Consider the following 18,427-nt stretch of genomic DNA (forward strand, 5'->3'; position numbering starts at 1 on the left):
GAGGCTTCTAACGAGTACAGTGATCGACAGGCCGAGATGGCCAGGAGAAAGCCTGAGGAATCCTCAACTACCCATGCGACCTACCCAATCTTGCAAAGTAGCTCACTACAAAATCACGAAACTGCACTGCAGTATGGGTTATATAGCGGTCCTGAGGCCAAGATAGGGCAATCGAGCGATTGCACCAGTTTTCTTCTAGTCGCAGCAAGACGACTTCAGATCCGTTGGAACCGCCCCAAGTAATAGATGGAAAAAAAGCAACACCTTGACCCGCGCGAATCAACCCGCGGACTGTGGCAGGGTCATCGCTCTCATATCGGATCTTCGGAGTAAACCCCGCAAGACGACAAAATGCATCGGTCGTCTCTCGTAACGATTTTCCCCGAGGAAGCATAATAAAACTCTCATCCTTAAGCTCCCTTATTCCAATATGTCCGCGGTTAGCAAGATGGTGCGTTGTGGGAACTGCAACGTAAATGTCCTCCTTAAGCAATGAAACAGACGCGGTCCCCTGTGGAAGTGAAACAGCATCGGAAAGGCAAAGATCAAATTTTGTTATTCCGGTATATGATTCGGAATGCTGAAGAAGATGGAATTCAGCGTGGGGACATTCCTTACGGAAATCGGCCAATAAATCCGGTAGTAGGTGGGATGAAACACGAACGTCCAGAGCTATGTAAGGTCCAGCCGCACCGACTAGATCTTGCAGCTGCAGTTTACCATCTTCAATCGCTTTCAAGGCGACATCCACTTGATGAAGAAACAACGCGCCATGATGATTCAAACGTATCCGTTTGGGCTCACGGTCAAAAAGCTTGGTGCCCAGCTCAGCCTCGAGGGAAGCGATCATTTTGCTAAGTGCTGGCTGAGAAATATGTAAGTAGTCTGCTGCTTTCGTAATATGCTGCATTCGAGCCGCGGTCTGAAAATATTTTAGCTGAAGCAGTTCCATTTCTGTTCCTCGCTTCCTATCATACATAACTTCTAGGTTATGTATATTATGAATTAACATATATTATAGCTCATGCAGAAAACAAGTTATACTAATTCAAACCATATGATAGGAGATGACTCCTTTGATCGTACAAACGGATGCCGGGAAAGTTGCAGGTGTGCTATGTAAAGGCGCCCACGTATTCTGGGGCATACCTTATGCGGCTCCAGCAAACGGAAATCGCAGATTTAAGCCTCCTGCACCTCCACTCCCATGGTCAGGTATAAAAGACTGCCGTCATGTCGGAACGATTGCCCCACAAAACGTTGGAGCGCAGAGTTCAAATACAACTCTTGTTCAGTCAGAGGATTGTTTACATTTGAACGTGTGGACCTCTGGCTCTGACAAAGAGCTAAAGCCAGTGCTGGTGTTCATCCATGGCGGTGGGTTCATATCCGGAAGCGGAGCAGACAGTGACGGTTCCCGGTATGTGGTGGAAGACGGGCTGGTTTACGTATCCATTAATTATCGTCTTGGGGTGCTAGGTTTTCTCCACCTAGAGGACATTCTTGGTGAGGAGTACATGACTTCGGGGAACAACGGCATGCTTGATATTGTATTTGCGCTGGAGTGGGTCCAACGGAATATCTCCGCCTTCGGCGGTGATCCGGAACGCGTTACTGTCAGCGGGGCTTCCGCCGGTGCCAAATGTACCGCTTCGCTGTATGTGATGGAGGCTGCGCAAGGGTTATTTTGCCGAGCAATTGCTCAGAGTGGTGCCACTCAGGCGATAAGGGATCGAAGCACTGCAAACGTGACAACACTTCGGATACTTGAAAAGTTGGGCTTGTCTAGTGATCCAGGGTGGTTGTTGAAGCTTCCTTTCGAGCAATTAATTGAGGCACAGTCCGCCGTTGGATGCGGCACCTCGCGCAGTCTGCATATGTTCGGGCCAGTAGCAGATGGGCGCATCATACCCTTGAAACCACTCTCAAAATTGGCTAATCGTGAGAAGATGCCGCCAATGCTGATTGGAACAAACGAAGATGAGTCTACTATTTTCATCCACAACGATATTGAGCTTCAATCTCCAAACCCAGTAACACTGGAACGATTCTTCGGGAGAAATGCTTCAACTATATGGGCAGCGTATCTATGTTATTCCGAAACGATGTCAGATGCAGATGCATGGCGCACGATATTAACCGAACATTTATATACGGTTGGAGCCATCCAGTTCGCGAATGCACTGGCATCCTCAGGAACCCCTGTATGGATGTATCGTCTACGCAGCGGCGGTGTCCTGGGAGCGACGCATGGATATGAAAGCAGCCTCATTCATTTTGCAAATTCATCGCACCCGGTCCCTGTCCATCTGACCAATGATCCCCACACCATACCAACTGAACAATATGAACTGGCAAGGAACATGCGTAAATCCTGGTTAACCTATATTCGTCATGGGAATCCCAATTCAGACGCATTACCCGTTTGGCCAACTTATAATAATGAATGTAGTACTATGGTGCTGGACAAAGTCAGTTACGTCCAAGAGAATATGCCTCAGCCTGCAGGTATAGGTGTTCACCATCAAGTATGGAGAATTTTAGATGCAGATGATTAACATTACGCTTGTGATGGTATTGCTTGGCCTTCTCTTAGGCTTTGTTGGCGCTGGGGGCTCTGGTTTCATTATCTCCATATTAACGGTCGTTTTCGGTTACCCCATACATTTAGCGTTAGGAACGGCATTAACGGCCATGTTTTTCTCCTCTCTTTCCGGTTCGGTCAGCCATTATCGTGAGGGGAACATGATATTGAAGACCGGTATTATTGTCGGTTTAGCCGGAGCAGCGGGCGCATGGATCAGCTCAGGCTGGTCATCATTCATTCCGGAGAGCTGGTTGGGCCTGATGACCTCCGTGATGCTATTTGCATCAGGGATTGCCTTGTGGCTAAGAATGCTTCTCGCCCGCACGGGTCCGAATGTTTCAGAGGACATGACACTGGCTCTCGCCAATGGGCTGCGATATTGGTCCTACGCGATACTAATCGGTCTTGTTACCGGGATCTTGTCTGGACTGTTCGGCATTGGCTCCACGCCCTTCATCCAGTTGGGACTTATGCTGCTGCTGGGCATGCCCATGCGTTATGCTGCAGGTACAACCATGTTGGTTATCATCCCAACTGCACTGGCAGGTGGAGCAGGCTATTTTAAGATAGGTTATCTAGATGTATATCTGCTAATTGCAGTTGTGATTGGAACCATGTCAGGTTCGTATATAGGGGCAAAATTCACAAAACGTGTTCCTGTGGCTTGGCTTAAAACATGCATGGTTATCACGCCGATGATTGGAGCAGCAATATTACTGCTGAATGTATAATATGAAGAATTACTTTTTCTTTGCTAGTTTAGCGACTTCGAATGGTACCTTGTCTCGCAACAGCTAGATTAAGCTAAACGGTTTTATACTCCTCCTCTTTAGCAATAACCTCCCTTGCTGCTTCTATGAAAGACAATATGATGGGTGAAAGCCACTTGTCTTTATGCCATAACATCTGTGTATACACGTGCAAGTCCGGAATTTGCCATGGAAGAGCAACAAGCTCGCCCCGTTCAACTTCGGCTTCCGCGACGATTTCAGGAAGAAAGGCAATACCGATTCCCGTGATTGCACATTGTTTAATGGCTTCGGCACTCTGAAACTCTAAATACGTAATACTATCAATGCCCTCTTTCTCAAATGAGCGGTCAAACATCGTTCGATAGGGACAACCCTTTTCATTCGTCAGGAACACTTCTCCGTGAAAATCATCCAGCTGCAGCACAGTTCGTTTAGAGAGCGGGTGGTCTGGAGCGGCGAAAAGGCGGAACGTTTCTTCCAGCAACGGCTCCACAGCAAGCGTGCTTGCGCGAATGGGTTCGTCCAGCATGAAGACGACATCCGAGGTTCCCTCAAAAAGCGTTTGCTTGAGCTCCTGATTGGGAACGGAGCGGAAGATCAGACGCACTCCAGGATAGCGCGAACGAAACAGGCGAAAGACGGCGGGAAGCCGATAGGCGCAAAGAACCTCGTTGGCACTGATCGTTAGAGTGCCGCTTAAGTTTTCGTTGTCATGAACGACGCTGCGAGCTTCGTCCAATTGGTTTAACACGCCTTCGATATGAGTCAAAAAGCGTTTACCTGCAGTTGTGAGAACGAGCTGTTTGCCCAAGCGGTCAAAGAGACGAACACCAAGCTCATCCTCCAACGCTTTCATTTGCATTGTGACGTTGGAGGGGACATAATTCAGCACTTCCGCAGCCCGACTGAAATTTAAAGTTGATGCAACCGTGCGGAACGTGTTCAGTTGGCGCAATTCCATCATTCCATCTCCCTTTACTTTCAAAATTATTGAATATAGCTTTGAAAACCATTCACTTTTATTGAGAGTATCACGGAACTATACTAACAACAAGAAATACATTCTAAATATATGGTTTCATTTTGAAGGGAGTTAACAATACGATGGATTATGAGATTTTTGATTTGGGTGACGTAACCTTGCAATCAGGAGTGACGTTACCGAGCGCTTTTCTTGCTTATAAGACTTATGGAAGATTGAATGAACAAAAAGATAATGTCATCGTCTATCCAACGGCTTTTGGCGACCAGCATGTTCAGAATGAATGGTTGATTGGAAACGGCATGGCACTGGATCCGGACAAATATTTCATTATCGTTCCTAATCTGCTGGGCAACGGATTATCTTCGTCTCCCACGAATACGCCGCCTCCTTTTGACAGAGCTAACTTTCCGCAGGTAACCATCTATGACAACGTTAATTTCCAGCATCGGCTGGTGACCGAAAAATTCGGTATTCAAAAGATCGCTCTCGTCGTTGGATGGTCCATGGGAGGCATCCAGGCATTCCAATGGGGGGCAAGTTACCCCGATATGGTGGAACGAATTGCTCCTTTTGGGGGCATTGCCAAGCCTTGGCCCCATACATTTGTGGTTCTGGACAGTATGAAAGCTTCGCTGCTGGCTGCGGTAGGCTTCGATTCAAGTAAACTAAACCAGCTGACTTCTTCAGACATGCGCGCCGTTGGCCGGGTCTATGCGGGATGGGGATTATCACATGCGTTTTATAGAGAGGAACGTTATCGTGAGCTGGGATTTGACTCCCTGGAGGATTTTGTGGCTGGTGTTTGGGAAGACAGCTTTATGAAGATGGATCCGCATAATGTCTTGACCATGTTATGGACAGGCCAACATGCAGATATTAGTGCAAACCCCTCTTATAACGGAGATTTCGATAAGGCGCTTAAGAGCATTAAGGCTCTTGCCTGCATCATGCCGGGGAGCACGGATCTCTTCTGCACTGCGGATGATAACGAATACGAGGCTAAGCTTATGCCGAATGCTGAGTTTAATCCTATCGAGTCGATCTGGGGCCATTTTTCCGGCCGCGGAATCAACAGTGCCGATAATAAATTTATTGATGACAACCTAAAGCGCTTGTTGGGTCTTAGTGCTAACGGATAAATCATATTCACAGAAAAGGCGGTGCAGCTAAATGCTGCGCCGCCTAGATTTGAGTTGTCACCGTCTGGCGTTCGCAACATAACAACTTCCTCTTTAACGTCTTGAAGCCCTATGATCCGCTCCACCCACTCGCATTTACATCAATTGTTGCGCTATCTCCCAAATATGTCCGCCCGCCTCTTCATAAAACGACTTCGAAGCATGCAAATCCTCGACAAACAAAGTAATGACAGTTACGCTGCAGGACCCTAAAGAAGTCATTTCTTACACCTCATCTCGTTTTTTATGTATCAGACAAAGAGTCCGCCTAAGCGATCATCGGCAGGAGGGGGATTGCCTAGATGTTTTGCCATCGATACGATTTGACCTTTGTGATGAAATTCGTGTGTCACAGCATGGGTTAACAGCAGCAGAGGAGTAGGTCTCCTTGGGTAACCCTGCCATTCATCACCTTGCTCAATAGGTTCAAAACAGCGATCGTAATACGCTTTCAAAAATCGTTCCACGATTTCGTCTACTTCCGTAAATCTGTTACGGACATCCTTCACATCTGCACCTTCAATCTCGTGTACAGTAGTTTCCTTGTGTTCACTGATCTTCTTAAATGCGAAGGATCCCAGCCAGAACCGATAAGAATCTGCAACATGACATTGGGTCCGTAGGATCGTCCCGTGCCCAAACTCGGGAATTGTTTGATGTAATACATTAGAGGGCATCTCTTCCAAAAACGTAAACAAGGTTTCCCTAGCGGATTTGATCCAATCGTATTGTTGCTGCAAGATTTCAAGCATTCAAATCACCCCTCTAATTTTAGATTAAATGATTACTTCCCTCTTTGGCTTATCCTAACACAATGCAAGTAGTACGATTTCTTATCATTTACCCTTCCACGATATCTGCCCGTAAATCAGTTGCAATTTCAATCATGAGGGGCACGAGCTCTTGATGGGAAACGGCTACATACAACTCCCCCATATAGAGTCTGAATGGAATCAAGGCTTCTCCATGTTTCCATACAAAGAAATCCCCTTCTATAGACATGGTGCTCTCCTCCCCTTTCACAGTCAGCACCGTCTGATAAGTAAAATCAGCTTTGGATGAAAAATATGATTGGCATTCTTCCAATGAAATCTCCTGATTGTTAGAGTTTGGTTGCATGGATCTCGTGATCCGAAAACGTTGATTCATAAATATCCTCCAGAAATAAAATAACTTGTATCTTCGATTACTTTTATCGCTTAGCTCTTCTCTACGGTGGAGGTATCGAAGCCCCACCGACTCAGTCCAATACTATTCATACCACGATTGGTTAACCTCGTCTACCTGCCGCTGACTTTCCATGCGTTCAATGAAAATCCGATTGGTATGCCGGATCATCTTTGATATGCTGAAATCAAACACATGAAAACTGGAGATGAAGCATGAATGCATAAGATACTAATCGTGGACGATGAAGCGGATCTTCGAAAGCTGCTGACCGATTACTTTGAAATCAACGGATATTTCGTCATGACGGCCAAGGACAGCCGGGAAGCTCTGCGAAAAGTGGAGCTAGGACCTGATCTCGTTTTGCTCGATATCAACATGCCTGAGGAGAACGGCCTTGAAATATGCGAAAAGATCAGAGGTTTTGTCTCGTGCCCCATCTTATTTTTGACCGCTCGAATCGAAGATGCCGATAAAATTGCCGGCTTTCGGGCAGGAGGCGATGACTATATCCTAAAACCTTTCAGTATTCGTGAGCTCGGCGCCAGGGTCGAAGCGCATTTGCGCAGGGAACAGCGAATCCTAACCAAAGCCTCGGTGAGGTTTAATCACGATTTAGTCATTAACTATACGGCCCGGGAGCTCTATTTCCAGGATAAACGAATTCCTCTGGCCAAAAAAGAGTTCGACATTATCGAGCTGCTGTCCATGAATTCCGGCATGGTGTTCGAGAAGGAGCGCATGTACGAAAAAATTTGGGGATTGGACGAAGAAGGCGATAGCAGCGTCATCGCAGAGCATATTCGGCGAATTCGCTCCAAATTCAAGGAATACGGCTGCGACGATCGAATCGAGACGGTTTGGGGAGTTGGGTACAAATGGCCAAACTCGTGAATAGGCTGCTGCTAAAAAGACTTAACTTGCTGCAATCCTCCATCCTGTTATGCATTCTCACGCTCTTGGCCGTGCTGGCCATCATCACCGTGGAGTTCGCCTGGGCGGAGAACCTGCGGAAGCGTTTTGGAGAGACCGATTGGATTCTGCCCTCCCTCGTCGCGGCGGTGCTGCTGACCGTGGCCGCCGGAATTGTCAGTATGGCCGTTCTATTGTACAGATGGAAACTTAAACGACCGCTGGAGATACTGAAGCAAGCATCCGAGAAGATTTCGGCCAACGATTTAAGCTTCCGCATCTCCTATGACAGCCGGGACGAGATGGGCGAGCTGATCGCCGTATTTGAAAACATGCGATCACAATTGGAAAAAAATTTAAAAGCGCTCTGGCGTTCGGTTGAGGAGCGCAAGCAGCTCAATGCTATTTTTGCCCATGATCTGAGGACGCCGCTGTCTGTGCTGAAAGGATACGCCGAGTTTCTCGAGACCTATTTTCCCGAGAAGAAATTGTCAGAAGCAAAGGTGCTGGACCTGATCCATACCATGAACCTTCACATCGTTCGCCTGGAGAACTATGCGGAGGCCATGAACTCGATTCAAAAGCTGGAGGATGTCCCGGTGCATCGCGATCGGATGGACATCCTCCCTTTCACGGCTATGTTGAACAACAGTGCCGAACAAATGGTTAGACAATCCGGCAAAAGCTTCGTCTTTTCCATTGAAAACGCTAATGCTGAAATCAACCTGGATGCCCATGTCGTCATGCAGGTATTCGAGAACCTGGTGGCCAATGCGGCGCGATACGCAACCCATCAGGTGAACGCTCGCTATGTCATTCGGGGTGACTCTATGCATATTACCGTCACGGACGACGGACCCGGTTTCTCGGAGGAAGCCCTGGATAAGGCTGCGCTCCCTTTTTACCGCGGGGACATGTGGGATGCAACCGAACATCGTGGGCTAGGACTATATGTTTGCAAGGTGCTTAGCGAAATACATGATGGGAGCTTGCAGGTCGAAAATGGACCTCATGGCGGAGGATGTGTGACGGCAAGTTTTGGATTGTAGTTGATAAATAGTTGAATATTATCCGATAGCATTTCCTTAACTTGATTGAAGGAGTGCTATGATGCCGAACACTAAACAAAGAATGTTAATCGTATTTACCTGCTTGCTGCTGCTATGGACCGCGATGGCAAAGTCCGTATCCGCCTTGGAAGTCCGAGACCGCACGAAAATTTGGCGGGAGATCGACGAATACATGAGTCAGAGCATGAAGGCAAACCATATCGAAGGTGCGTCCTTGGCGATTTCCCTAAACGAAGAGGCCTTCTACACTAAAGGCTATGGTACATTTGCAGATAGCAAAAGCATAACGGGCGAAACCCCTTTTCCCATTGCTTCGCTCAGCAAGTCCTTTACCGCATTAGCCGTACTGCAGTTGGTGGATAGCGGCCGGATTGATCTGGATGAGGCTTACGTTTCTTATTTTCCCGAACTTTCACCACGGGATCCCCGAGTGCATGACATTACGGTTCGGCATTTATTGAATCAGACCAGCGGTCTGACTGATAGAACAAATCCAGATATGACAAGGACTCCGCAATTCCAATCACTGCCTGAAGCAAACCGGTTATTAAACGAGGTTGAGCTCGCCCATAAACCTGGAACAACTTACAGTTACCATAATCCTAATTACGTGCTGTTGGCGAACCTCGTGGAAAGCATCAGTGGAGAGCGTTTTTCGGATTACTTGAAACGTCATATTTTCAAACCCCTGGGTATGAACCATACCTACAGTGTCAGCACGACGCATCAAATCAATGGGAATGAAGCTATCCCACCAGGTCATTACTCGATTCTAGGCCGCTCCGTGAGTCGCTCAGAGCCGCTGTGGTTTATTGACGGTCCTGCAGGCATCGTTTCAACCGCGGAAGACATGTCCAAGTGGATGATTGCCCAATATAGCGGCCACCTTCTTTCCCCGGCGCTGAGGAATCAATTTCATTCAGCCGGAGAGACTTCGCCGTACGGCATGGGATGGCTCGCAGACCAAGACGAATCACGCGGCCGTACAATCTCTCACAGCGGCATTTTCTGGACGTATAAGTCGGAAGAAACGGTTTATTTGGACGAGCTGATGGGGATTACGGTGATGTTTAATTCGGGATTGAACGCATTTGTGAATTACTCGGAAGTCATCGATGGGATCGCGGCTATTATGAGGGGAGATCAGCCCGAAATCTCTTTTCTTAACGACCGAAACATGGCAATGATCATGATGACGCTGATTCTCGCAACGCTTGTCTGGGGTGCCTATGCTTATGTTCGTATCCGTCGGAGGAAGAAACGCCTTACTGCCGGTATGTTCATTCTGACAATGGTCGTTAGGCTGATTCCGGTCCTCATCCTCTTGTCTCTCCCCCCATTGCTGACGTTTATCGGCGGAGGGCGCGTGCTGCCTTGGTCCGGTCTTTGGACTACCCTGTCGTCACCTATTATATGGCTTGTTGTATGGTCGCTTGTCAATTTCGTGCATGTGGCTTGCTACTATAACAACTATACTCAATACACAAGGAATGGCCAATTGAAGGCTAACAAACCATAATGCCACCACGTTCACCATCATACCGATTGAAGAAAAAGGCAGCTTTATAACTGCCTTTTTAAATCGTTCACCTATGAGATTCAGAGCTAGTTTTACCGCCGGATAATCTTTGTCTCCCTTGAATCAGGAAGAGATAGGCAGCAATCGATAATAAACTGGTAGAAAAGATGACCATTCCAAAAGGAATCGCGGAGTTTTCTCCCGCAATTCCCACAAGCGGAGACGTCACGGCACCTAACGCGAATTGTAAGGAGCCGAGCACGGCACCTAACGCGAATTGTAAGGAGCCGAGCACGGCGGAAGCGCTGCCTGCAATATGCCCCTGCGACTCCATGGCTAACGTAAAGGAGATAGGCCCTATGATCCCAATGGAAAAAGCGAATAAGAAGATCGAAATAAACATGGCAGACAGTGCTCCATGTACCAATACGACGAACAAGATTGCAGCGGAAGATAGAAACGCTATAATTAACCCGATCCTAAATAGCCGGCTTTCAGTTAACCGGCCTGCGAGAAGCTTGACGAATTGAGATCCCGCAATAATAGCAAGTCCATTCAACGCAAAGAGGATCGAGAACGATTGCGGCGACACGCCGTACATGTTTTGATAAATAAACGGGGTGCCCGCAACATAGGCGAAGACACCTGCGAACAAGATGCCATTGACCAGAGCATATCCCATAAACGACCGCTCTCGGAACAAGCTGTTATAATTTTTGATCAACGACCGGGGATTGCTTGGTACCCGCTGCAGTACAGGTAAGCTTTCCTTTAATCCTCCTACGGTTATCGCGGTCAGTGCGATGCCGAGCGCCCCTAAAAATAGAAATACACTTCCCCATGAGCTGTAAGACATAACCGCACTCCCGAGCGTTGGCGAAATTAACGGAGCTACATTGCTGATCATCGTTAAGAGCGCGATAAACTTCGTCATTTCGACACCGCTAAACCGATCTCGGACAATAGCTCGCGAAATCACGAGTCCGGCCGACGCTGCAACCCCTTGAATAAATCTTAAACATATGAACCACTCTATGCTTGGTGCAAAAGCGCATCCAATCGAGGAAAGGATGTACAATATCATGGAGGTCAGCAAAGGCGGACGTCTTCCATACATATCGCTTAGCGGCCCCATGACCAACTGTCCTAATCCTAAACCTAACAGGCTGGTGGTTAAACTCGCTTGAACCGCCGCTGCGCTTGTTCCAAAAAAAACAGCGATTTGTGGAAGTGATGCAAGATACATATCAACCGTAAATGGCCCTAATGCCGAAAATGCTGCCAAGATCAGGGCAAATCCAAGAGTATTCTTTTTGGTCTTATATTTCATTCCTCTATCTCCTATGACGGATTGAATGTTTTCTTTAAAATAACGCATTTGCTTTAGGTGTTATCGCATTTAGTCGTACGCTCGACCGACTTTCCTCATCTTAACTAAAGGGCACACCACTCGGTGTGCCCTTCATTATTTTGGGATGCAATGAATTCTTATTCATTCTCCATTGTGCTGATATCAATGACAAATCGATACCGGACGTCCGAAGCAAGTACACGTTCCCAAGCCTCATCAATCTGATTAGCGGAGATAACCTCGATCTCAGGCGTAATGTGGTGTTCAGCGCAGAAATCCAGCATTTCCTGTGTTTCTCGAATACCGCCGATTGCCGATCCAGCAAACGATCGACGATGCGGGATAAGCGAGAACACTTGAACAGGCAATGCCTCCGGCGGTGCACCGACGTTCACCAAGGTACCGTCCACCGCCAGCAGTGACAGGTAGGCATTCAAATCAATCTTGGCGCTCACCGTATTCACGATGAGATCAAACGTACCGGCTAGCTTCTTAAATGTCTCCGGATCGTTGGTGGCATAATAATGGTCGGCGCCTAACTTCAAACCGTCTTCTTTTTTCTTCAAGGTTTGAGAAATAACCGTTACTTCTGCTCCCATGGCATGAGCAAGCTTCACAGCCATGTGTCCAAGGCCGCCAAGTCCAACAACCGCGATTCTTTTGCCGGGTGCAGCACCCCAATGGCGCAGCGGCGAGTACGTCGTGATCCCAGCACACAAAAGCGGTGCGGCGGCATCAAGATTTATGCCGTCCGGAATTCGAACCACGAAATCTTCCGTTACGACGATGTGGGTGGAATAACCACCCTGTGTATATTCACCATATCTATCGATTGCTGCATAGGTACCCGTATGTCCATTAAGACAATATTGCTCCTCTCCTCTTCGGCAGCTCTCGCACTCACTGCAGGAATCAACCATGCAGCCAACCCCTACTCGGTCACCAACCGTATACTTAGTGACTTCCGAACCAACCCGGGCGACTATGCCGGCGATTTCATGTCCTGGTACGAGTGGATATTGGACCGGCCCCCAGTCCCCGCGAGCGGTATGGATGTCAGAATGGCAAATACCGGCGTACTTGATCTCAATGAGGACATCATGCGGCTTAAGATCCCTACGCTCAATTGTAGTTCGTTTGAACGGACCTTCCGGACCGAACACAGCACGTGCATTAGCATTCATCATGTATAACCTCCAGGTAATATCATTTTATTTGGGAATCGTCGTAATCCACAGAGAGTGAATAAACAAATTGAGTTGTTTAATCAACTCGTGTCTATTATTATAGAAAAAAGAAGCATAAGTTCAATGGTTAAAAAAACGGAATTTGTTGATATATCAACAAGATGTTCAAAAGTGTTCATTATGTTGGGGATGTTAGGAGGAAAAGAAGAAATGGCCAAAGTAGATCGGAGAATTCTAAAAACGCAGGAAGCCTTAAAAAATGCCGTTATTGAATTGATGACAGAAAAAAACTTCGATGATATTACCATTCAAGACATTGCGGACCAGGCAAATTTAAACCGCGGTACGATTTATCTTCATTATCAGGACAAGTATGATTTATTGAATCAAATCATGGAGGCACACATTCATGAATTAAAAGAGATGGATACATGGGCATGTGAGATGGAATGGGCGGATGCTCTTGTTCCGTATTTCGAATATTTTGAAAAGAACTATGTGCTATTTTCAACCATGTTAGCGTCCAAAGGTGCCCCTTCCTCTTTTAGAACGCGGCTGCTTACTTCTTTCATGGAAGGATTCAGAGGTGAGATTGACAAAGAGAGCGGAAAAAATGCGGAATTAAATGAAGATGTGATGCTGCAATATGCAGGTACTGCTTATGTAGGGATCATTGAATGGTGGATCCGAAATGGAATGCCCTACTCGCCGCAAGTCATGGCCAAACAAGTCGGGACTTTGTTAGAAAGAAGCCTTTAACTCAAAATGAAAAAGCCGCAATACATGCGGCTTTCAGTCGCCAAGCCTGCAGACGACACCGATCTTTATCGATGCTTGGACTCCAGGTTACCGGTGAATCTTCGAAGTTGCTATTGCTGCTGTCCCCCCTGATAGACCGTCTCATCCTGATGCACCTTGCGTCCCGCTGCCTTGGCTAGCTCAAGCAGCTTGGTTGCGTCATCCTGAGGTTGGTATCCGATCAATTCCTCCAGATAATCGATGTTGTAGTAGTTATCGCTATTGGCGGAGGTGCCGTACAGATTTAAATACTTAAGTTCGTCATCAGCCTCAATGCAACAAACGATCAGTTGGAGCATATCACGCTCGGATATCCAGATATGCCCCGCACGCTCTGAATGAGGACGATCGTCCCCAGGAAAGTTGCCAATACGAATATTGAACGAAGAGATCTTGCCCTGATCTGAATAAAGTCGGCCCAGCAGTTCGATATAACATTTGCTGAGCCCGTAAAAGCTATCCGGACGGTACGGATCGTCAGGCTCCACCTTCTCGGAAGTCTTGTAGAAACCGGTTGCATGATTGGAACTGGCAAAAATAATGCGGCGAACGCCATTTTGCACCGCTGTCTCAAATAACTTGTATGCACCGCTCACGTTTCCCTCCAGCACCTTACCGAGAAAATCCCCGTTGTCCTTTATCCAGGCAAAATGAAGCACCGTGTCAATACCTTTCGTGAGCTCGGCCAACCGGGCCTCTTCCACGATGTCCATTTGTACAATGCCTTGCCTATCATCCGCCTGTATATCCGCTCCGACAATGTCATACCGATTGTCTTTTTGCAGCCCCTTGTAGATTACATTCCCTATGGTGCCCGCCGCTCCGGTTATTAACAGTTTGCGTTTCATTCGTTTAAACTCCTTTCTCGCTTCGTCGTCACGCGATTGCTGTGCTGTTAGTAATTACCCGTTAGGAGAAGGATATATACGATAATCTTTGTCTGATTTAGTACCATTTAAAGAATGAGTATTCTAACACAAGTGCAAACTCGGGACCATAAGTTCATTAAAACGGAAATTAAGCTTTCCATAGCCACCCTTGTTTACGTTTGGAATAATATGGGTTGTATTATTATGGTTAAAATATCCGATTTTATGTAGAAGATCATTCACGACGTCCGACATATACCGTGGCATAAGTTCATAACTGAAAAGGAAATACTCTTCATGAAGGAGGGTTATCATGGTTAAAATCAACAGCTGGCTCGGACAAATGGCTCACAATTATTTGCTAATTGTAATTGCAGCCATCATCTTTTTTGGTATCAAATCAATTCTCGGTTTATTAACTTACAGACACTACAATAAGGAACTGCAACAATTGCACAAAAAAATAGATCTCCTTTCAAAAAAAATTTCAAAAGAATGAAGTATGGCTTGTAGGAACAGAACTAAGCCCCCTCCCTCCAACCTCCATCTATGGAACCGTCCCATTTTGTACGGAACCTTCTGTTTCTTAAACAACACGTAACAATACAAAAAACTCTCATCCTAAACGAAAAAAATGACCGGCGTTCGACCGGTCATTTTACTTGATGCTCTTATCCTTAGACCATGGGTATAAAGGGTCCAGCACTTGTTTGCCCGTGAGCCTTGAAATCAAATTCTTGCTCGTACGGTGAAGAATTCGCCTTCTACCGTCTCATCTTTCTAAGCAAATCCATATTGCCGCTTCCAATCGCGCCAATATATTGATTGATGACTTCGATATCGTAATCCCACCATTTGATTTCCAATAACTCTTGTATGATTTCAGTTGAAAACCGCTTGTGGATTTCCTTTGCAGGATTTCCTCCAACGATCGTATAGGGCTCCACATCCTTTGCAACGACAGCTTCTGCGCCAATGATAGCCCCGTCGCCAATCTGTACACCCGGCATGATCGTTGCACGCCTTCCGATCCATACGTCATTTCCAATGATCGTATCTCCCTTGATCGGCAAATTTTCTATAGATGGAGTGAATTTCTCCCAACCGTTTCCAAAGATATTAAAAGGAAAGGTTGAACCGTCCATCCGATGGTTCCCTCCATCCATCATAAATCTGGTTTCGGAAGCGATTGAACAAAACTTGCCGATTATTAATTTAGTTCCAATGAATTCATAATGGTACAATACTTGATCCTCAAATGATTCTCCGTTTAATGCATAGTAGTATGAATAATCTCCTGCGATAATATTAGGTTTTGTAATCGTGTTCTTAATAAATTGGAGATTGTTATCCCCGGGTAGAGGATATCTCTCATCTGGATTCGGTCCTGTCATTTCTACACCATCCCTCTCATCGCAATTTATCCGGCTGGAACGCTACCATCTTTCAAACCATTATCGGCCACACAAAAAAAGCCTCCTTTCCGGTCAACGGATAGGAGGCACACATACAAACACAAAGACGTGCTGCTATACAAAAAAGCAGTCGAACATTATGTTAATATATAAAAGCCCGCACTAATCCTATCCCGAAAACCTGGAAAATAGATTTTCTTTGGTGGATAGGATTAATAAATCATCGGCTTGGGGTCACCCTTTCTTTACTGAATAAGACAAATTTACCATACTCCACATATGGAATCAACTCCCATTAACCGTATCTGTCCCTCCAGTCATTTGAAATGGTGAAACTCGAGTATCTTCCGCCTTCCTCTTCATTTAATACTAGCCATTTACCGAGACATCACGTTAAGTACATTGCCGCTTCCATCATCAATAATACGTATATTTTTATCATCAATGAGTTGAATGGTGCCGTCCGACTTCAAGATTTCATGCGGCTCCATTAACCCATGAGCAATGGATTTGCGAATCAGCCCTTGATTCTTGAATACCAATGCATACAGATCGTAGTCTCCAGTCTTTCGGTTAGTATATTCAATGCTTAGAATAAGTAGATTCTTGGGAGACCTCTTGAAGTTAAAGGTAAGATCATGAGTATTTACATTAATGTCCTTTATGCCTAGCGGAATCGAATGCTTTTGACCCGTATAAGCATTAGTAATCTCAAGATCCCCTTTTGCTGCGCGAATCATATAGCTGTATCCCATCATGCTGTCATTAAAAGTATCCTTATAATTGTTGAGTCCCGTCACGGTTACCTTCCCCGTCTTCGTGTCCCGATTGGCCACTTCCCCGTCCAAAGCAGACGCGAGGAATCGAATCGGCACATAAAAGTTACTGATGTACCACACAGGTTCTCTGCCCATATCCACTTCTCGACCATCTACTTCGGCAATGCTGCTTCCCATGTGTACAACAATGCGCTTCTGATCCCGCTTCAGAACCGCCGTATTGTCATTTTCCATCCCCCAATGCAGACCTGCTAGGTTACCTAGCGAGAACAAACTTCCGTAAGTCACTCCGTCCTTATGAAGCGTCTCAATATGAGTGGTACGACCGTCTTCCCATTGCATTTCCAGTTCGACGTACTTGGAAGCCGCATCAGATACTTGAGCCCCCAGAGGTAAAAGAACAGACATGATAAATAAAACGGCAGCTGCATGTTTCCAATGCTTCGTTTTCATACTAATCTCACCCACTAATTGTAATTTTTAATGCTAACAATAAAGACGATTATAACTGGTAAAAGGTTACTCACACAATATTCGATATACACCTCGCTCATAATATCCAGGACGTCGTGCTTGCTTGGGGCAAGATAATAGATTAATCCGAAAGCCTGATCACGCGTTAAATCATAAACTGCCTGGAACGCTTCTTCATCTCCCTGGCTCATCCGGATGAGCCAAGGCTGGATATCCATTTCATTCATAGGGCCGGCCTCCATTTTAGGACTTACACCTGATATTGGCTCCATCGCCCAATAAGGTTCAATACGATGTGAAAAAACCTTGGGTGATCTCGTCTTCATAGTACAAAAAACGCAGCTTTCCGGCTGCGTTTCATCTCATTATACTAGGATTTTCTTTTAGCAAAAGGTAGCGGAACAGACTTCTCTAGCAATTCATGCCGAAAACCGGTCATTGGATGACAATTAAATAGAAGAGAGCTGCTAAGACAAAACGGTATAGAGCAAACCATTCCAATCGAAGCCGCTTAATCAGTTTGATGAAGGTCACGACTGCAATCATTGCCACAAGAAAGGATGTCGTAAAACCAATCAACATGAGAAATAAATCGTCAGCATTCAGCAGATCGCGACTATCGTATAAATCCAGCAAGCTTGCACCAAACATAACAGGCACGGAGATAAGGAACGTAAAATCTGCGGCGGCTTTTTGGCTGGTTCCAAGTAAAAGTCCGCCTGAAATCGTCGAACCCGATCTCGAAAATCCCGGCCACAAAGCCAAACATTGGAACAGGCCGATCCCGAAAGCTTGTTTATAATTAATCCCATCCATCGTATCAGCGGTTTTAGTTCTCCTGCTCCGTGCTGCGATGATCATCAACAAGCCACCGGCAACTAAACCGATCAAGACAGGGGTTGGGCCGAATAGTTGGCTTTTTATGGTGTCGTTGAAGAGAAGATATAGGATCAGTGCCGGTAACATAGCCAAAATCATATGAATGACATTTAATCCTTTACTTTGGGAAAAATCCATTCTAATCAGATTAGCCCCAATCTCCAAATACCTTTTCCAATAAAGAATGAGAACTGCCAATACTGCACCCAACTGAATAACAATTTTAAAAGTTATTGCAGCGTCTCCCTCAAAGCTAAGCAAATTGCCTGCTAAAATAAGATGTCCGGTAGACGAAACCGGTAAAAATTCAGTTAAGCCCTCTATAATGCCAAGTATTATTGCTTTAACTACATCAGTCACCAATGAATATCCCCCTTCGGAAACAAACTCGTTCAGCAATTTCCAGTATAAGGGGGACATCTATATATTCCCATCGATTAACATAACAAAATTCCATTCCGTATGACATAATTGTCACATTGCTCATTGTTTTAGTCTTAAACAG

The 18,427-nt window shown here is 46.0% G+C and carries 19 protein-coding genes; 8 read left to right on the plus strand and 11 right to left on the minus strand.

Annotated elements, in window-relative coordinates:
• Positions 1 to 67 precede the first annotated feature (67 nt).
• The gene (locus OHJ21_RS09410) at positions 68 to 952 is read right to left on the minus strand and encodes a LysR family transcriptional regulator (protein ID WP_486019912.1); all 885 of its coding nucleotides are present in this window, start codon (positions 950 to 952) and stop codon (positions 68 to 70) included.
• A gap of 124 nt (positions 953 to 1,076) precedes the next feature.
• Between OHJ21_RS09410 and OHJ21_RS09415 the strand changes: the two genes are divergently transcribed.
• Both OHJ21_RS09415 and OHJ21_RS09420 read left to right on the plus strand, forming a co-directional pair.
• Complete coding sequence (locus OHJ21_RS09415) at positions 1,077 to 2,558, plus strand: carboxylesterase/lipase family protein (RefSeq protein ID WP_486019914.1); 1,482 nt, start codon at positions 1,077 to 1,079, stop codon at positions 2,556 to 2,558.
• Entirely contained in the window at positions 2,545 to 3,318 is a 774-nt protein-coding gene (locus OHJ21_RS09420; protein ID WP_486019915.1) for a sulfite exporter TauE/SafE family protein, read from the plus strand. Before OHJ21_RS09415 ends, OHJ21_RS09420 begins: the two co-directional genes overlap by 14 nt.
• Positions 3,319 to 3,391: 73 nt before the next feature.
• Here OHJ21_RS09420 and OHJ21_RS09425 read toward each other — a convergent pair whose 3' ends face one another.
• On the minus strand, positions 3,392 to 4,300 hold the full coding sequence (locus OHJ21_RS09425) for a LysR family transcriptional regulator (protein WP_486021023.1): 909 nt from the start codon (positions 4,298 to 4,300) through the stop codon (positions 3,392 to 3,394).
• Positions 4,301 to 4,443: 143 nt separating this feature from the next.
• Here OHJ21_RS09425 and OHJ21_RS09430 point away from each other — a divergent pair, with 143 nt between their 5' ends.
• A complete protein-coding gene (locus OHJ21_RS09430; RefSeq protein ID WP_100537411.1) occupies positions 4,444 to 5,463 on the plus strand; it encodes an alpha/beta fold hydrolase in 1,020 nt (339 codons plus the stop codon).
• Between the two features lie 290 nt (positions 5,464 to 5,753).
• Here OHJ21_RS09430 and OHJ21_RS09435 read toward each other — a convergent pair whose 3' ends face one another.
• Together OHJ21_RS09435 and OHJ21_RS09440 are read right to left on the minus strand one after the other, a co-directional pair.
• A complete protein-coding gene (locus tag OHJ21_RS09435) occupies positions 5,754 to 6,254 on the minus strand; it encodes a DinB family protein (protein ID WP_486019916.1) in 501 nt (166 codons plus the stop codon).
• An 88-nt stretch (positions 6,255 to 6,342) separates the two neighbouring features.
• Complete coding sequence (locus OHJ21_RS09440) at positions 6,343 to 6,651, minus strand: hypothetical protein (RefSeq protein WP_326113467.1); 309 nt, start codon at positions 6,649 to 6,651, stop codon at positions 6,343 to 6,345.
• A gap of 237 nt (positions 6,652 to 6,888) precedes the next feature.
• Here OHJ21_RS09440 and OHJ21_RS09445 point away from each other — a divergent pair, with 237 nt between their 5' ends.
• The 3 genes from OHJ21_RS09445 to OHJ21_RS09455 all read left to right on the plus strand — a co-directional run bounded on the left by OHJ21_RS09445 (position 6,889) and on the right by OHJ21_RS09455 (position 10,170).
• Positions 6,889 to 7,563, plus strand: coding sequence for a response regulator transcription factor (locus tag OHJ21_RS09445; protein ID WP_486019917.1), 675 nt, complete (start codon positions 6,889 to 6,891; stop codon positions 7,561 to 7,563).
• Positions 7,548 to 8,630, plus strand: a complete 1,083-nt coding sequence (locus OHJ21_RS09450) for a HAMP domain-containing sensor histidine kinase (RefSeq protein WP_486019918.1) — start codon at positions 7,548 to 7,550, stop codon at positions 8,628 to 8,630. The genes OHJ21_RS09445 and OHJ21_RS09450 overlap by 16 nt, the downstream gene beginning before the upstream one ends.
• A gap of 82 nt (positions 8,631 to 8,712) precedes the next feature.
• Positions 8,713 to 10,170, plus strand: a complete 1,458-nt coding sequence (locus OHJ21_RS09455; protein WP_486019919.1) for a serine hydrolase domain-containing protein — start codon at positions 8,713 to 8,715, stop codon at positions 10,168 to 10,170.
• A gap of 67 nt (positions 10,171 to 10,237) precedes the next feature.
• Here the strand turns inward: OHJ21_RS09455 and OHJ21_RS09460 are convergent, their stop codons facing one another.
• Positions 10,238 to 11,500, minus strand: a complete 1,263-nt coding sequence (locus OHJ21_RS09460; protein WP_486019920.1) for a multidrug effflux MFS transporter — start codon at positions 11,498 to 11,500, stop codon at positions 10,238 to 10,240.
• 158 nt (positions 11,501 to 11,658) lie between these two features.
• Positions 11,659 to 12,708: an NAD(P)-dependent alcohol dehydrogenase gene (locus OHJ21_RS09465; protein WP_486019921.1), complete on the minus strand. Its 1,050-nt coding sequence runs from the start codon at positions 12,706 to 12,708 to the stop codon at positions 11,659 to 11,661.
• Positions 12,709 to 12,918: 210 nt separating this feature from the next.
• Here OHJ21_RS09465 and OHJ21_RS09470 point away from each other — a divergent pair, with 210 nt between their 5' ends.
• The gene (locus tag OHJ21_RS09470; protein ID WP_100537418.1) at positions 12,919 to 13,467 is read left to right on the plus strand and encodes a TetR/AcrR family transcriptional regulator; all 549 of its coding nucleotides are present in this window, start codon (positions 12,919 to 12,921) and stop codon (positions 13,465 to 13,467) included.
• A 110-nt stretch (positions 13,468 to 13,577) separates the two neighbouring features.
• On the opposite strand, the gene OHJ21_RS09475 is transcribed toward OHJ21_RS09470, so the two are convergent.
• Positions 13,578 to 14,354 (minus strand): NAD-dependent epimerase/dehydratase family protein, encoded by a 777-nt coding sequence (locus tag OHJ21_RS09475; RefSeq protein ID WP_486019922.1) that lies wholly within the window; start codon positions 14,352 to 14,354, stop codon positions 13,578 to 13,580.
• 334 nt (positions 14,355 to 14,688) lie between these two features.
• Between OHJ21_RS09475 and OHJ21_RS09480 the strand changes: the two genes are divergently transcribed.
• Entirely contained in the window at positions 14,689 to 14,874 is a 186-nt protein-coding gene (locus tag OHJ21_RS09480) for a LapA family protein (protein ID WP_100537420.1), read from the plus strand.
• Positions 14,875 to 15,139: 265 nt separating this feature from the next.
• Here OHJ21_RS09480 and vat(I) read toward each other — a convergent pair whose 3' ends face one another.
• From vat(I) to OHJ21_RS09500, 4 genes are all read right to left on the minus strand, one after another.
• Positions 15,140 to 15,769 (minus strand): streptogramin A O-acetyltransferase Vat(I), encoded by a 630-nt coding sequence (vat(I), locus tag OHJ21_RS09485; protein ID WP_486019923.1) that lies wholly within the window; start codon positions 15,767 to 15,769, stop codon positions 15,140 to 15,142.
• A 398-nt stretch (positions 15,770 to 16,167) separates the two neighbouring features.
• The gene (locus tag OHJ21_RS09490; protein WP_486019924.1) at positions 16,168 to 16,977 is read right to left on the minus strand and encodes a stalk domain-containing protein; all 810 of its coding nucleotides are present in this window, start codon (positions 16,975 to 16,977) and stop codon (positions 16,168 to 16,170) included.
• 59 nt (positions 16,978 to 17,036) lie between these two features.
• A complete protein-coding gene (locus tag OHJ21_RS09495) occupies positions 17,037 to 17,270 on the minus strand; it encodes a hypothetical protein (protein ID WP_207797463.1) in 234 nt (77 codons plus the stop codon).
• 208 nt (positions 17,271 to 17,478) lie between these two features.
• A complete protein-coding gene (locus OHJ21_RS09500; RefSeq protein WP_100539400.1) occupies positions 17,479 to 18,282 on the minus strand; it encodes an undecaprenyl-diphosphate phosphatase in 804 nt (267 codons plus the stop codon).
• Between the last annotated feature and the right edge of the window lie 145 nt (positions 18,283 to 18,427).

It is taken from the genome of Virgibacillus sp. LDC1, assembly GCF_025792345.1.
Classification (GTDB): domain Bacteria; phylum Bacillota; class Bacilli; order Paenibacillales; family Paenibacillaceae; genus Paenibacillus_AQ; species Paenibacillus_AQ lautus.

What these genes read in the sequence shown, in the direction of transcription:
- OHJ21_RS09480 (WP_100537420.1), top strand. Translation starts at nt 14,689, where the DNA reads ATGGTTAAAATCAACAGCTGGCTCGGACAAATGGCTCACAATTATTTG.
- OHJ21_RS09430 (WP_100537411.1), top strand. Translation starts at nt 4,444, where the DNA reads ATGGATTATGAGATTTTTGATTTGGGTGACGTAACCTTGCAATCAGGA.
- OHJ21_RS09495 (WP_207797463.1), bottom strand. Translation starts at nt 17,270, where the DNA reads ATGAATGAAATGGATATCCAGCCTTGGCTCATCCGGATGAGCCAGGGA.
- OHJ21_RS09420 (WP_486019915.1), top strand. Translation starts at nt 2,545, where the DNA reads ATGCAGATGATTAACATTACGCTTGTGATGGTATTGCTTGGCCTTCTC.
- OHJ21_RS09465 (WP_486019921.1), bottom strand. Translation starts at nt 12,708, where the DNA reads ATGATGAATGCTAATGCACGTGCTGTGTTCGGTCCGGAAGGTCCGTTC.
- OHJ21_RS09450 (WP_486019918.1), top strand. Translation starts at nt 7,548, where the DNA reads ATGGCCAAACTCGTGAATAGGCTGCTGCTAAAAAGACTTAACTTGCTG.
- OHJ21_RS09470 (WP_100537418.1), top strand. Translation starts at nt 12,919, where the DNA reads ATGGCCAAAGTAGATCGGAGAATTCTAAAAACGCAGGAAGCCTTAAAA.
- OHJ21_RS09455 (WP_486019919.1), top strand. Translation starts at nt 8,713, where the DNA reads ATGTTAATCGTATTTACCTGCTTGCTGCTGCTATGGACCGCGATGGCA.
- OHJ21_RS09425 (WP_486021023.1), bottom strand. Translation starts at nt 4,300, where the DNA reads ATGGAATTGCGCCAACTGAACACGTTCCGCACGGTTGCATCAACTTTA.
- OHJ21_RS09410 (WP_486019912.1), bottom strand. Translation starts at nt 952, where the DNA reads ATGGAACTGCTTCAGCTAAAATATTTTCAGACCGCGGCTCGAATGCAG.
- OHJ21_RS09445 (WP_486019917.1), top strand. Translation starts at nt 6,889, where the DNA reads ATGCATAAGATACTAATCGTGGACGATGAAGCGGATCTTCGAAAGCTG.
- OHJ21_RS09440 (WP_326113467.1), bottom strand. Translation starts at nt 6,651, where the DNA reads ATGAATCAACGTTTTCGGATCACGAGATCCATGCAACCAAACTCTAAC.
- OHJ21_RS09460 (WP_486019920.1), bottom strand. Translation starts at nt 11,500, where the DNA reads ATGAAATATAAGACCAAAAAGAATACTCTTGGATTTGCCCTGATCTTG.
- OHJ21_RS09475 (WP_486019922.1), bottom strand. Translation starts at nt 14,354, where the DNA reads ATGAAACGCAAACTGTTAATAACCGGAGCGGCGGGCACCATAGGGAAT.
- OHJ21_RS09490 (WP_486019924.1), bottom strand. Translation starts at nt 16,977, where the DNA reads ATGTCTGTTCTTTTACCTCTGGGGGCTCAAGTATCTGATGCGGCTTCC.
- OHJ21_RS09435 (WP_486019916.1), bottom strand. Translation starts at nt 6,254, where the DNA reads ATGCTTGAAATCTTGCAGCAACAATACGATTGGATCAAATCCGCTAGG.